The sequence below is a fragment of the Lentzea chajnantorensis genome (assembly GCF_054300775.1).
In genome coordinates, this window is sequence record NZ_JBSDZT010000002.1 from 829,092 (window position 1) to 842,612 (window position 13,521).

Genomic DNA, 13,521 nt, shown 5'->3' on the forward strand with positions numbered 1-13,521 from the left:
ACAGCGCTCAAGCGCTGTGCCTCGCGGCACGGGCTTCCTGTTTCACCGCTGATCGCGGAGGGGAAACCCCTTGCCGTCTGACATCAGCTCCGCAGGCATCGCCCGGCGTTGCCCGGGCTACGGCTCGACCAGCCGCAAGGATGTTCTTCGCCGCGTTGTGGTCCCGGTCGTGCCGGGTGCGACAGGTCGGGCACGTCCAGTGCCGGGTGGAAAGCTCCAGCTCGACGAGCCGGTGACCACAGGTGGAACAGGTCTTGCTGGACGGGTACCAACGGTTGATCACCACCAACGTGCGGCCGGCACGTTGGCACTTGTACTCCAGCTGTCTCCGAAACTCGCCCCAGCCCGCGTCGGCGATAGCGCGGGAAAGCCGGCGGTTGCGCATCAGGTTTCCGATCGACAGGTCCTCGATGGCGATCAGAGCGGCTTTGCGCACAAGTGCGGTCGTGGTGCGGTGCAGGAAATCTTTGCGACTGTCGCGGACTTTGCCATGAGCACGAGCGACTTTGACCTTCGCCTTGCGCCTGTTGTTGCTGCCGGGCCGACACCGAGCCATCCGGCGCTGGTACCGGGCCAAGTTCCGCGCCTTGTGGGCGAAATGCCGCGGATTGGCGATCCGCTCGCCGTCACTGGTCACCAGGAAGTTCGTGACGCCGAGATCAACACCGACCTCGCACACCGTCGACGCGACAGGTGCGCGCACATCCGCCTCGACTGCGAATGTCACATACCAGCGGTCATCGGAATCTCGAGAGACCACCACCGTCGTGGGATCGAGAGTGGCCAAGTCCACCTCGTCGTACGACCAGACGAATGCCAAGGACGCGTTGGTCTTCGCCAAGGTCAGGACACCTTCGCGCATGCGGAACGCCGACCGGGTGTAGTGCGCACTCTGACGACCGGTTCGAGACTTGAACCTCGGACGACGGGCGCGTCCCGCGAAGAAGTTCGCGAATGCCGCATGTTGGTGACGCAGGGTTTGCTGCAACGGAACGGAGGACACCTCACTCAGGAAGGCCAGCTCCTCAGTGCGTTTCCACCGGGTCAAAGCAGCATCGGTTTCTCGATACGAGGTGGAAGCGCCATGCAGACGGTAACGGCTCTGCCGTTCGCTCAAAGTCTTGTTCCACACCAGGCGGACACACCCGAAGGTGCGGACCAGCCCGGTGATCTGTTCTGCACTCGGATACGCCCGGCACTTGTACGCCGTTCGCACGAAACACAGCGTACTGCATTCGTCACAGCGGGAGACGATCCGGATGGTTGCCCGAACCCCACCTTCCCGAACCAATCGGGCTTCTGCTTTGGAGACCTCAGTGAAGCGTGAGCTGTTCGACCTCCCCGAAGGCGTCGTCTACCTCGACGGCAACTCCCTCGGCGCACCGCCGAGGCACGTCGCCGCCCGGATGCAGGAGGTCGTTGCGCACCAGTGGGGAACGCGGCTGATCCGGTCGTGGTCCGAGGGCTGGTGGGAGGCGCCGCAACGGATCGGTGACCGGATCGGCCGGCTGGTCGGGGCCGCACCGGGGCAGGTCGTGGTCGGCGACTCCACGTCGGTCAACGTGTTCAAGGCGTTGATGGGTGCGGTGAAGGGCACCGAGCGCGGCGAGGTCGTGGTCGACGAGGCGACGTTCCCGACCGACGGTTACATCGCGGAGTCCGTGGCCTCGTTGACGGGCCTCAAGGTCCGGGCCGCACATCCGTCCTCTTTGGACCTCACCGGGGACACCGCGGTGGTGTTGCTCAACCAGGTCGACTACCGCACCGGCGAGCTGCACGACATGAAGGCGCTCACCGAGCAGGTGCACGCGGCCGGCGCGCAGGTGGTGTGGGACCTCTGCCACAGCGCGGGCGTGCTGCCGATCGCCTTGGACGAGCTCCAAGTCGACTTCGCGGTCGGCTGCACCTACAAGTTCCTCAACGGCGGGCCCGGCTCGCCGGCGTTCATCTACGTGCCGCACGCGAAGCAGGCCACGTTCGAGAACCCGCTGTCGGGGTGGAACGGGCACCGCGAGCCGTTCGGCATGAAGTCGTCCTACGAGCCCGATCCTGGCATCGCGCGGGCACGGGTCGGCACGCCGGACATCCTGTCGATGCTGGCGCTCGACGCGGCGCTGGACGTGTGGGACGACGTGGACCTCGCCGAGCTGCGCGAGCGCGGGCTCCGGCTCACCGCGGTGTTCCGCGAGCGGGTCGAGGAGCTGCACGGACCTGGAGGTGATCACGCCGGAGCGGCGCGGCAACCAGATCTCCGTGCGCTGCCCGGACGCCAAGGCCGTGATGGACGAGCTGATCGCGCGAGGTGTCATCGGCGACCACCGGCCGCCGGACGTCCTGCGGTTCGGGTTCGCGCCGCTCTACGTGACCGACGAGGACGCGGTGCGGGCCGCCGAGGTCCTGGCCGACGTCATCCGGTGAGCGCGGCGTCCGCGATGCTCCTGGCCTCGCGGGCGCCCGCCTCCAGCGACGAGCACACGAACAGGATCCACTGCGCCAGGCCTTCCAGTTCGCCCGACGCGAACGCCACGGACGCCGCCTCGTACTCCGCCGACCGGCGCAGGCACGCCACCTCCGGCACGCCGAGGCCCTTGGGGTCGAGGCCGGTGGAGATCGACGTCAGCCGGGCGGCGGCGCGGGCCACCACGCCGTTCGCGACGTCGAACGGGGCCAGGCCGAGCAGTTCGCCGTGCACGACCGCGACGAGCACGGGCGCGGGCACCGAGGTGCCGCCGGTGACGAGCGAGCCGAGCAGGTCGAGCCGCTGCGACACGTCCTGTGCGACGCGCGGCCGGCCGACCTCCGGGGTCAGGTCCGCCGCGGCGAGGACGTGCAGCCGCGCCAGCGCCTGCAGCGGTGCGCGCTGCCAGACGGCGACCAGGCCGCCGAGCGCCTCCGCGATCCGCAGCGAGCCCGCGAGCACCGGGTCGGAGACCTCGCCGGACTCCGGGATCTCGGTCGGGCCGCCCTCCAGCGCCGCCGACGCCCGTGCCGCGCGGACGGACGCCTCGGCCGCGGTCGTGGCCCAGCCGCGCAGGTTCACCCGATGGCGGTGCACCTGGAAAACGGCGTCCTTGGCCGCGTTCGCGGCGTCTGCGACACCGGGAAGGGAAAGCAGCGGGGCGAGGGGATCGGTCACGGTCGCGCAGAGTACCTGACCAGGTGAAACGCGTGACCCAGCTCACTGGGCGACCGTTGAGCGCGCAACTTCGCCCGTTCAACGCGCCACACGTGCCTGGACCAGACAAAACGGGTTACACAGTGACAGCCGTGTAACCAACCTCCCAAGATTGGTCTGAACCTTTCAGGGGAGGAGCCTGTTGGAGTGAGCTGGCTCGCACTACGGTCAGTACCCGCATCCCGAACAGGTCTGGACTTTCCAGGAGGTCTCGCACCATGACGCAGTCGCCAGGCCAGGGCAACGCCCTGGACAACCTGCTCACGGAGAGCAGGACGTTCCCGCCTTCCGACGAGTTCGCGGCACAGGCGAACGCACAGCCCGCGCTGTACGAGGAGGCGAAGGCCGACCGCGAGGCGTTCTGGGCGAAGCAGGCGGAACGGCTGCACTGGGACACGAGGTGGGACCAGGTGCTCGACTGGTCGGACGCGCCGTTCGCGAAGTGGTTCGTGGGCGGCAAGCTCAACGTCGCCTACAACTGCGTCGACCGCCACGTCGAGTCCGGCCACGGCGAGCAGGTCGCGATCCACTGGGAGGGCGAGCCCGGCGACTCCCGCACCATCACCTACGACGAGCTGCAGCGCGAGGTCTCCAAGGCCGCGAACGCGTTGACCTCGCTGGGCATCGGCGCGCAGGACCGCGTCGCGATCTACATGCCGATGATCCCCGAGGCGATCTTCGCGATGCTCGCCTGCGCCCGCGTCGGCGCGTTGCACAACGTCGTGTTCGGCGGCTTCTCCGCCGAGGCGCTGCGCACCCGCATCCAGGACTCCGAGGCCCGGCTCGTCATCACGACCGACGGCCAGTACCGCCGCGGCAACCCGGCCCCGCTCAAGCCGGCCGTCGACGAGGCCGTCGCGGGCGCGCCGTCGGTGGAGAAGGTCGTCGTCGTCAAGCGCACCGACACCGAGGTCGTGTGGACCGACAGGGACGTGTGGTGGCACGAGCTGGTGGACGCGCAGTCCGACCAGCACACCCCGGAGGCGTTCGACTCCGAGCACCCGCTCTTCATCCTCTACACCTCGGGCACCACGGGGAAGCCGAAGGGCATCCTGCACACGTCCGGCGGCTACCTCACGCAGGCGTCGTACACGCACCACAACGTGTTCGACCTCAAGCCGGACACCGACGTCTACTGGTGCACCGCGGACATCGGCTGGGTCACCGGCCACAGCTACATCGTCTACGGACCGCTGTCGAACCGCGTGACGCAGGTCGTCTACGAGGGCACGCCGAACACCCCGGACGAGGGCCGGCACTGGGACATCGTGCAGAAGTACGGCGTCTCCATCTACTACACGGCGCCGACGCTGATCCGCACCTTCATGAAGTGGGGCGCGGACATCCCGGCCAGGTACGACCTGTCGTCGCTGCGGGTGCTGGGCTCGGTCGGCGAGCCGATCAACCCCGAGGCGTGGATGTGGTACCGCGAGAACGTCGGTGGCGGCAAGGCGCCGATCGTGGACACGTGGTGGCAGACCGAGACCGGCGCGATCATGATCTCGCCGCTGCCCGGTGTCGTCGCGACCAAGCCCGGTTCCGCGCAGCGCCCGCTGCCCGGCATCGGCGCGAAGGTCGTCAACGACGAGGGTGTCGAGGTCGAGCACGGCGGCGGTGGCTACCTGGTGCTCGACGAGCCGTGGCCGTCGATGCTGCGCGGCATCTGGGGCGACGACGAGCGCTACCGCGACACGTACTGGTCGCGCTTCAAGGACCAGGGCTACTACTTCGCCGGTGACGGCGCCAAGTACGACGCCGACGGCGACCTGTGGCTGCTCGGCCGCGTCGACGACGTGATGAACGTGTCGGGCCACCGCATCTCGACCACCGAGGTCGAGTCGGCGCTCGTGTCGCACCCGACCGTCGCCGAGGCCGCGGTCGTCGGCGCGTCCGACGACACGACCGGCCAGGGCATCGTGGCGTTCGTGATCCTGCGCGGTGGCGCGGGTGCCGACGCCGGTGGCGCGGAGGCGATCAAGGCGCTGCGCGACCACGTGGCCAAGGAGATCGGCCCGATCGCGAAGCCGCGGCAGATCATGGTCGTGCCGGAGCTGCCGAAGACGCGCTCGGGCAAGATCATGCGCCGCCTGCTGCGCGACGTGGCGGAGAACCGCGCGGTCGGCGACGTGACGACGCTCGCGGACTCGTCGGTGATGGACCTGATCTCGGCGGGCCTGCAGTCGGGCAAGTCGGAGGACTGATACTGATCTGCGCAAACGTGACGGGCGTCCTCTTCGGGGGACGCCCGTTCGCGTTAAGGTTGCGGCAGGGTGAGCCGGGAAGTCTGGTCGGCACGAGGATTTGTCGTGCCCGCAGACCGCCCTGGGAGCCCCGTGTCGCGCAAGAAGGCCGTCGTCGCCGAGTTCGCCCGTTACCTCCGCACCGAGACCGTCGGTGGCACCGTTCTGCTCGGCGCCACCGCGATCGCCCTGCTGTGGGCCAACTCGCCGTGGGCACCCGCCTACTTCGGGCTGCGCGACCTGCACCTCGGGCCGTTGTCCGTCGGCGACTGGGCCAAGGACGGTCTGCTGGCCATCTTCTTCTTCGTGGCCGGCCTTGAGCTCAAGCGCGAGCTCGTCGTCGGCGAGCTCTCGAACATCAAGGCCGCGGCCCTGCCGATCATCGCGGCGGTCGGCGGCATGGTCGTGCCGGCGCTGATCGCGTTGTCGATCGGGTGGGGGCAGCCGGGGATCGAGAAGGCGTGGGCGATCCCGGTGGCGACGGACATCGCGTTCGCGCTCGGGGTGCTCGCGCTGACGGCGTCGGGACTGCCGTCGAGCCTGCGGGTCTTCCTGCTCTCGCTCGCGGTGGTCGACGACCTGGGCGCGATCGTGGTGATCGCGGTCCTGTTCACGGCGCAGTTCAACCTGCTGGCGGCGGGTGCCGTGGTGGCGCTGCTGGCGCTGTACTGGTTCCTCCAGCACAAGAGGATCACCACGCCGTTGCTGTACGTGCCGATCGCGCTGGCCACCTGGTGGTTCATGCACGAGTCGGGCATCCACGCCACGATCGCCGGTGTCTCGCTCGCGCTGCTGACGCGGGTCAAGCGCGACCCGTACGAGCAGCACGCGCCGGCCGTGCGCCTCGAACACCGGTTGCAGCCGTGGTCGGCGGGCGTGGCGGTACCGGTGTTCGCGCTGTTCGCGGCGGGTGTGCCGGTCGGCGCGGAGGCGTTCGGCAAGCTCTTCGAGGACAAGATCGCGATCGGTGTGGTGGTCGGGCTCGTCGTCGGCAAGGTGATCGGGATCGTGGGGGCGTCGGCGCTCGCGGTGTGGTTCAAGGCGGCGGTCTGGCCGGCCGGGGCGGGGCCGCGCGACATCGTGGCGGTGGCGACGCTGGGCGGGGTCGGGTTCACCGTCAGCCTGCTGATCGCGGAGCTGTCGCTGCCGGAACCGGAGACCGCGAAGGCCGCCGTCCTGCTCGCCTCGATGATCGCGTCGCTGCTCGCGGCGGTGTTGCTCATTCGCCGGAGCCGGGCGCATGGCACCATGTCCGGGTGACCACCAGGGAGCACATCGCGTCGATTCCGCTGACCGCTGACGACCCCGCGGCCGAGGCCTCGATCGGCGGCCTGGTCCGCGACGCGACCGCGCACGTGTCGACTTTGGTCAGAGCAGAGGTCGAGCTCGCGAAGGGCGAGCTCGCCGCCGAGGTCAAGAAGGCGCTCAGGGGCAGTGTTTTCTTCATCGTCGCGCTGACGGTGCTGCTGTTCAGCCTGTTCTTCTTGTTCATGGCGCTCGGCTTCGGGTTCACCGAGTGGTTCGGCTGGTACGCCTGGGCCGGCTTCGGGCTGACCTTCCTGCTGATGCTCGTCACCGCGGGGCTGTTCGCGTTCCTCGGCTACCGGAAGGTCCGCAAGATCAGGGCGCCGGAGCGGTCGATCGCGGCGGCCAAGGACACCGTGGCCGCACTGCGCAACCGTGACTCTCACGGCAGGGGCGACGACAACTGAGCCGCAAACCCGACCCGTCGGTGGTGCGGGTCGCGGGGCCGTGGACGCACCGCGACGTCTCGGCCAACGGCATCCGCCTGCACGTCGCCGAGCTCGGCGAGGGACCCCTCGTGCTGCTGCTGCACGGGTTCCCCGAGTTCTGGTGGTCGTGGCGGCACCAGCTGACCGCGCTCGCCGAGGCCGGCTACCGCGCCGTGGCCGTCGACCTGCGCGGCTACGGCGACTCGGACAAACCCCCGCGCGGGTACGACGGGTTCACCCTCGCGGGTGACATCGCGGGTCTGGTCAAGGCGCTCGGCGCCCCCCGCGCGCACCTGGTGGGTCACGCGTGGGGCGGCCTGCTGGCGTGGACGGCCGGCGCCATGCACCCGCGGCTGGTGTCGTCGGTGTCCGCGCTGTCGGCCCCGCACCCGCTGGCGTTGCGCCGCACGTTCCGCCGACCGGGCCGGCTGAACCGGCACGTGCTGCAGTTCCAGCTCCCGCTCTACCCGGAACGCCTGCTGACCAGGGAGAACGGCCTGCAGGTGGCCAAGCTGCTGTCGGCGTGGTCGGGCCCGAAGTACCGGTCGGCACCGGAGTTCGACGAGGTCGTCCGCCGCTGCCGGCAGGCGATGCTCGTGCAGGGCGTGGCGCACAGCGCGATGGAGTACTACCGCTGGGCCGTGCGGTCCCAGCTGCGCGGCGACGGCCGCCGCTTCGCCGAGGCGGTCGACAAGCCGTTGCCGGTGCCGGTGCTCCAGATCCACGGCGAGCTGGACGCGGTGGTGCTGGAGTCCACAGCCCGCGCGTCCCTGCCGTGGCTCGGTCCCGGCTCGGAGTTCCGCTCGCTGCCCGAGGTGGGGCACTTCCCGAACCAGGAGGCGCCGCACACCACGAGCCGCCTGCTCACCGAGTTCCTGCAGAGGTCGTCCTGAACGCCGCCGCCAGCTCCGCCGCCGGGTCGTCCGGCAGCTCGGTCGCGCGCCAGGCGATGTAGCCGTCCGGGCGGACGAGCGACGCGCCCTTGCCGGACAGCCCGAACGCGTCGAGCGCCTCGACGGGTTCGTACCGCACGCCCAGCGGTTCGGCCGCGTCCGCCCACAGCGGGTCGTTCGCCACCAGCACCCAGCCGCGTTGGAACAGGTCCAACGTGGACTTCCCCGGCTCGATCCACAGGTGCGGGGCGCGCGTGCCGGGCTGGCCGTTCCACTGCTCGGGGAGCCGGGCCGGCGGCAGTTCCTCGCCCGCCCCGAGCACCGCCGCGGAGCGGTAGAGCACGCCGAAGTGCATGGCGTCGTTGTCGTACAGCGGCGCGTCCTCCGGTTCACCGCCGCGGTTGTGGCCGTCGTTGCGCGCGAAGATCTGCTGGTGGCACAGGGTCGCGACGGGCCGCCGTTCCGCGTCGTAGGTGTCCAGCAGGGACGGTCGTGACGTGCCGTCCAGCACGGCGGCGAGCTTCCAGGCGAGGTTGTGCGCGTCCTCGATGCCGACGTTCGCCCCGAACCCGCCGCGGCTGGGCGGCAACGTGTGCGCGGCGTCGCCGGCGAGGAAGACCCTGCCCCGGCTGAACCGGTCGGCGACGTTCGCGCTGATGGTCCACCGGCCGGTGGTGATGACCTCGACGTCGAGGTCGTCGCGGCCGATGGCCTGGAAGACCTTCTGCCGCAGCTCCGGCTCGGTGTACTCGCGGTCGTCGAGCATCAGCACCCAGCGGCCGTCGCCGTAGGTCGTGAGGAAGCCGACGTCGTCGATCACGAACTGGCCGATGCCGTCCTTCAGGTACTCGTCCAGCGGTGCGCGGAACAGCACGCTGCGGGACGTGTGCATGTATCCGCGACCGGTGCGGGTGATGCCGAGCTGTTCGCGGATCGGGCTGCGGTGGCCGTCGGCCGCGACGAGGTAGTCGGCGCGGATCTCGTACGGCTCCCCGTCACCCTGCACGACCGCCGTGACGCCGTCGTCGTCCTGGGAGAACTCCAGCATCCGGGTGCTCATCCGGATGTCCGCGCCGAACTCGCGGGCCTTGTCGCGCAGGATCGGCTCCATCACGTCCTGCGCCGCGCCGACGCCCCTGACCGGCGAGTGCTCGACGTCCGTGAGCTGAGCCGGTGGCGTCCAGAACGTCTCGTCGTACTTCTTCCCGACCAGGCTCTCCGCCCGCACCCGCCGCACGCCGAAACCCCTGGTCATCCGGCTGCGCGGCAGCTCGTCCCCCATGCCGACCGCCCGCAGCAGCTCACCGACCCGCGCGTTGAAACCGACCGCCCGCGGGTGCGGTGAGCTGCCGGGGTGCTTCTCGACGAGCACCACGTCCACCCCGCGCCACGCCAGGAACAACGCGGCCGAGGTACCCGCCAGCCCGCCCCCGACCACCACGACCTGCGTCCTCATCACACCCACCCTCCGATACGCCGTATCTGTCAATACACTGTATCGGCAAGAGACGCTGTATTGTCCAGTCCGATGTCGAACGAACCCGTGTGGGAGCGGCCGGAGCCGCCCGGCAAGCCGTCGCCGACCCCGTTGAGCAGGGACCTGATCGTGAGCGCCGCGATCAGGCTCGCCGACGCGGGCGGGCTCGACGAGGTGTCGTTCCGCAAGGTCGCCGCCGCCCTCAACGCCGGCCCGATGCGCCTGTACGGCTACGTGGAGACCAAGGACGAGCTGCTCGACCTCATGGTCGACGAGGTCTACGGCGAGATCACGCCGCCGCCGTCATCGGCCGGCTGGCGCGAGGGGCTGCGGCACGTCGCGCACGGCATCCGGGACGCGACGAAGCGGCACGAGTGGTTCATCGACCTGCTGAGCAACCGCCCGCACCAGGGCCCGAACGCGCTCACACACCTGGAGACCACGCTCGCCACGGTCCGGTTCGACGACATCGACCAGGTGCTCGGCGCGGTCGGCGCGGTGATGGCGTACGTCTTCGGGGCCGTCCGCGGCGAGATCACCGAACTGCGCGCGGAACGGTCCAGCGGCATGACCGAGGAGCAGTGGCAGCGCGCGTCCGGCCCCTACATGCAGCGGATGCTCGCCACCGGCCGGTTCCCGACGCTCGCCAGGGTCATGCACGAGTCGAGTGACACCGATCCCGCGCACAGGTTCGAGATCGGCCTCGGCTACGTGCTCGACGGGATCGCTACGAGGCACAACCTTGCGTGGAGGCCCGCCGGGTCAGCGTCGGAGCCTTCTGCACAATTTCCTTGACCTGCTGCGCCGTGAGCACGAACCCGGTCTCCGGGTCGTCGACCGCCGCGCCGAACACCACGCCCATCACCCGGCCGTTCGGGTCGACCAGGGGGCCGCCGGAGTTGCCGGAGCGGACCTCGGCGCGGACGGTGTAGACGTCGCGGGTCACGGTCTGCGCGTCGTAGATGTCCGGGCCGCGCAGCAGCGGGATGCGTTCGCGGACGCGGGCGGACTTGGCGAGGTAGGGGCCGTCGAGGGGGTAGCCCAGCACGATGCCGTCCTCACCGGCCTGCACCTCGTCGGAGCGGAACTGCAGCGGCGCGGCCTCCAGGTCGGGGACCGCGAGGATGGCGACGTCGACCTTGGGGTCGTAGAGGACGACGGTGGCGTCGAACTGGCCGCGGCCGACCTCGACGGTCACCTCGTTGGTGCCGGCGACGACGTGGGCGTTGGTCATGACGCGCTCGGGGGCGATCACGAAACCGGTGCCCTCCAGCGCGCGGGAGCAGGACGGGGCACGGCCGCGGACCTTCAGCACCGAGGACTTCAGCCGGTTCACCACCGGGAAGCTCGCCAGCGCCTGGTCGGGTGGGCTGACGTCCTTCAGCGGGGTGCGGTTGAACGGGTCCATCGCCTGCGGGAAGCCGGAGACGTCGAACAGCTTCTGCAGGTCGTCGGACAGCACGCGGGCGGCCTGCGGCATGGTCTCGTTGACCTTGCCGAGGATCACCGAGTTGCGCAGCGACGCGGTCAGGTCGGGCAGGCCCGCGACCGAGGTCAGCGGCAGGGCGATCATCCAGGCCACGACGAAGACGACGATGCCCTGCACGATGGCGCCCAGCGCGTTGTCCGCGCCGCGCAACGGGGAGGCGTTGACCCGCGCCTTGATCGTCCGGCCGATGTAGACGCCGATCGTCTCGCCGAGCGCCACCAGCAGGACGACGATGCCCACCGCGAAGACGACCTTGGTCACCACGTTCTCGAACTGGGACACGAGCATCGGTGCGATCTGGGTGCCGAGGATCAGGCCGACGAGCACACCGACGAACGCGGGCAGCGCGACGACCATGCCCTGCCTGGCCCCTGACACCGCGGCGATCGCGGCAAGGCCCAGCACGAGCAGGTCAACCCAGTTCAACCGACTACCTCCGCCTCACTGTGTAGCGCGCAACGCTAGTTCAAGGTCGCGCACATCGGTCGCATCCCACGGCTGTTCCCAGCCACCGAGTGCGATCAGGCCGTTCAGCAGTCCCGCGGTGAAGCCCCACACCAGCATGCCCGGCGCGGAGAAGGCCGCTCCGACGTAGCCCGCGGGGTGGCGCACCCGGAACCTGTTGGCAGGGTCGGCGAGGTGTGCGACCGGCACCCGTGCGACGGCGGCGGTCTCGGCCGGGTCGACGGGGGCGACGGGGCTCGGCTGTTCCCAGTAGGCGAGCACGGGGGTGACCACGAAACCGGACACCGGCACGTACAGCTCCGGCATCACGACCAGTGGTCTCACTCCTGTCCCAAGTACACCTGTCTCCTCGTAAGCCTCGCGTAATGCGGTGCCCACGGGTCCGTCGTCGGTCGGGTCGGCGGCCCCGCCGGGGAACGCGACCTGACCGGGGTGGGAGCCCAGCGTGTCCGAGCGGCGCAGCAGCAGGACGTCCGGGCCGTGGTCGGCGTTGTCGCCGAAGAGCATGAGCACCGCCGCGGGCCTGCCGCCGGACGCGGGGGGCTTGATCCGGGTGAACGCCGTGGCGTCGATCTCCTCGGTCGCCTTGACGAGCCGCTGCATCCAGTCCGGCAGCTCGGTCGCTCCCAGCCCGGTTGCTCCCAGCTCGGTCGCCTCGCTCATCGCACCGCCTTCTCCACCTGTTCCGGCGCCGTGAACACCGGCGGGTCCGTGATCAACCGGACCGCGCCGTCCGCTGATATGTAATACGTGGCCGGCAACGTGATCGGCGCCTTCACCCGCTTGCGCAGCTCGTCCGCCCCGTCGTGGACCGACGGCAGCCGCACGCCCAGCTTGGCGAGCAGCTCCAGGCCGTCGGCCTCGGTGCTCTCCACGAGAACTGGGACGACCGGGACGGCGTTCGGTTGCTCCGCGTAGGCGTCCAGCACCGGAAGCTCCTTCTGGCACGGCTGGCACCAGGTCGCCCAGAAGTTGATCAGGAGCGGGCCCTTGAGCGCGAGGTCCGTCCGGGTGCCGTCACCGAGGCACGTCACGCTGACGCCGCCCGCACCGCCCGGCACGCACGGCCGCAGCTGGGCCTGCGCGCGCAACGCCACCACGTCCTGCGGCGGGCGGTTCGACCGGGCGGGCTGCTCCCGCGCGTCATCGCGCGGCCACAGCGCGACGACCCCGGCGACGCCGAGGACGAGCACGAGGACCAGCCAGCGGGTGCGGTTGTTCACCCCACCAGCTTCTCACCGGCTCGCACCCGCTCGGCGAGCTCGACCAGGTGCGGCTTCTCGTCGCCCTTCACGAGCTTCGCGGCCTTCACCGGGTCCTCGGGACCCAGGCCGTACGACGGGCAGTCCTTCATCAGCAGGCAGGCCCCGCACGCGGGGGTCTTGGCGTGGCACACGCGGCGGCCGTGGAAGACGATCCAGTGCGAGGCCATGGTCCAGTCGCGCTTCTCGATCAGCTCACCGATCGCGTACTCGACCTTGACCGCGTCCTCCTCCTCGGTCCACCCCCAGCGGCGCACGAGCCGGCCGAAGTGGGTGTCGACTGTGAGCCCCGGCACATCGAAGGCGTTGCCGAGAACCACGTTGGCCGTCTTGCGTCCTACACCGGGGAGCTTGACCAGCTCCTCCATGCTGCCGGGAACCACACCGTCGTGCTGCTCCACGAGAGCGGCACCGAGACCCAGGAGGGATGACGCCTTGTTCCGGTAGAAGCCGGTGGGGCGGATCATCTCCTCGAGTTCCACCCGGTCGGCTCCGGCGTAGTCGGCGGCCGTCGGGTACTTCGCGAAGAGCGCGGGAGTGACCTCGTTGACCTTCTTGTCGGTGCACTGCGCGGACAGCACGACTGCCACGACCAGTTCGAGCGGCGTGGTGAAGTCCAGCTCGCAGTGGGCGTCGGGATATCCCTCGGCAAGCGTGCGCACCATCCGGCGGGCCCTGCGGGTCAGGCCGAGTTTGGTTTCCGGTTTCTTGGTTGCGGGCACTGATCCAGAGTAGTCAACACGCCGCGACCACCCCCTAGATCCGTGCTCGAATCCCCCATGCGCCA

13 protein-coding genes and 1 pseudogene are annotated in these 13,521 nt (G+C 69.9%); 7 read left to right on the forward strand and 7 right to left on the reverse strand.

What is annotated here, in order from left to right; translation table 11 throughout:
* Positions 1–7: 7 nt before the first annotated feature.
* Positions 8–1,216 carry an RNA-guided endonuclease InsQ/TnpB family protein gene (locus ACVDFE_RS04620; protein ID WP_360385108.1) on the reverse strand — a complete coding sequence of 403 codons (1,209 nt, stop codon included), beginning with the start codon at positions 1,214–1,216 and terminating at the stop codon, positions 8–10.
* Positions 1,217–1,406: 190 nt separating this feature from the next.
* Between ACVDFE_RS04620 and ACVDFE_RS04625 the strand changes: the two are divergent.
* Positions 1,407–2,150: pseudogene (locus tag ACVDFE_RS04625) on the forward strand (aminotransferase class V-fold PLP-dependent enzyme); the annotation flags it as partial.
* Between the two features lie 67 nt (positions 2,151–2,217).
* A complete protein-coding gene (locus ACVDFE_RS04630) occupies positions 2,218–2,418 on the forward strand; it encodes a kynureninase/PvdN C-terminal domain-containing protein (protein WP_458429675.1) in 201 nt (66 codons plus the stop codon).
* Here ACVDFE_RS04630 and ACVDFE_RS04635 read toward each other — a convergent pair.
* Complete coding sequence (locus ACVDFE_RS04635; protein WP_360385104.1) at positions 2,408–3,136, reverse strand: oxidoreductase; 729 nt, start codon at positions 3,134–3,136, stop codon at positions 2,408–2,410. The genes ACVDFE_RS04630 and ACVDFE_RS04635 overlap by 11 nt on opposite strands.
* Before the next feature lie 257 nt (positions 3,137–3,393).
* On the opposite strand from ACVDFE_RS04635, the gene acs reads away from it, so the two are divergent.
* From acs to ACVDFE_RS04655, 4 genes are all read left to right on the forward strand, one after another.
* Complete coding sequence (gene acs, locus ACVDFE_RS04640) at positions 3,394–5,376, forward strand: acetate--CoA ligase (RefSeq protein WP_458429676.1); 1,983 nt, start codon at positions 3,394–3,396, stop codon at positions 5,374–5,376.
* A gap of 132 nt (positions 5,377–5,508) precedes the next feature.
* Positions 5,509–6,675: a Na+/H+ antiporter NhaA gene (gene nhaA, locus ACVDFE_RS04645; RefSeq protein ID WP_458429677.1), complete on the forward strand. Its 1,167-nt coding sequence runs from the start codon at positions 5,509–5,511 to the stop codon at positions 6,673–6,675.
* The gene (locus ACVDFE_RS04650) at positions 6,672–7,127 is read left to right on the forward strand and encodes a phage holin family protein (protein ID WP_360385098.1); all 456 of its coding nucleotides are present in this window, start codon (positions 6,672–6,674) and stop codon (positions 7,125–7,127) included. The genes nhaA and ACVDFE_RS04650 overlap by 4 nt, the downstream gene beginning before the upstream one ends.
* Complete coding sequence (locus tag ACVDFE_RS04655; protein ID WP_360386597.1) at positions 7,124–8,041, forward strand: alpha/beta fold hydrolase; 918 nt, start codon at positions 7,124–7,126, stop codon at positions 8,039–8,041. The genes ACVDFE_RS04650 and ACVDFE_RS04655 overlap by 4 nt, the downstream gene beginning before the upstream one ends.
* Here the strand turns inward: ACVDFE_RS04655 and ACVDFE_RS04660 are convergent.
* A complete protein-coding gene (locus ACVDFE_RS04660; RefSeq protein WP_458429678.1) occupies positions 8,013–9,497 on the reverse strand; it encodes an FAD-dependent oxidoreductase in 1,485 nt (494 codons plus the stop codon). The two genes, ACVDFE_RS04655 and ACVDFE_RS04660, sit on opposite strands and share 29 nt — an antisense overlap.
* A gap of 72 nt (positions 9,498–9,569) precedes the next feature.
* Between ACVDFE_RS04660 and ACVDFE_RS04665 the strand changes: the two genes are divergently transcribed.
* On the forward strand, positions 9,570–10,313 hold the full coding sequence (locus ACVDFE_RS04665; RefSeq protein WP_458429679.1) for a TetR/AcrR family transcriptional regulator: 744 nt from the start codon (positions 9,570–9,572) through the stop codon (positions 10,311–10,313).
* Here ACVDFE_RS04665 and ACVDFE_RS04670 read toward each other — a convergent pair.
* From ACVDFE_RS04670 to nth, 4 genes are read right to left on the reverse strand one after another with little or no spacing between them, the layout of a single operon-like run.
* Complete coding sequence (locus ACVDFE_RS04670; RefSeq protein ID WP_458429680.1) at positions 10,246–11,433, reverse strand: MarP family serine protease; 1,188 nt, start codon at positions 11,431–11,433, stop codon at positions 10,246–10,248. The two genes, ACVDFE_RS04665 and ACVDFE_RS04670, sit on opposite strands and share 68 nt — an antisense overlap.
* Before the next feature lie 15 nt (positions 11,434–11,448).
* The gene (locus ACVDFE_RS04675; RefSeq protein WP_458429681.1) at positions 11,449–12,135 is read right to left on the reverse strand and encodes an NUDIX hydrolase; all 687 of its coding nucleotides are present in this window, start codon (positions 12,133–12,135) and stop codon (positions 11,449–11,451) included.
* Positions 12,132–12,695, reverse strand: a complete 564-nt coding sequence (locus ACVDFE_RS04680; RefSeq protein ID WP_458429682.1) for a TlpA family protein disulfide reductase — start codon at positions 12,693–12,695, stop codon at positions 12,132–12,134. The genes ACVDFE_RS04675 and ACVDFE_RS04680 overlap by 4 nt, the downstream gene beginning before the upstream one ends.
* Positions 12,692–13,399 carry an endonuclease III gene (nth, locus tag ACVDFE_RS04685; RefSeq protein WP_360386595.1) on the reverse strand — a complete coding sequence of 236 codons (708 nt, stop codon included), beginning with the start codon at positions 13,397–13,399 and terminating at the stop codon, positions 12,692–12,694. The genes ACVDFE_RS04680 and nth overlap by 4 nt, the downstream gene beginning before the upstream one ends.
* Positions 13,400–13,521 lie beyond the last annotated feature (122 nt).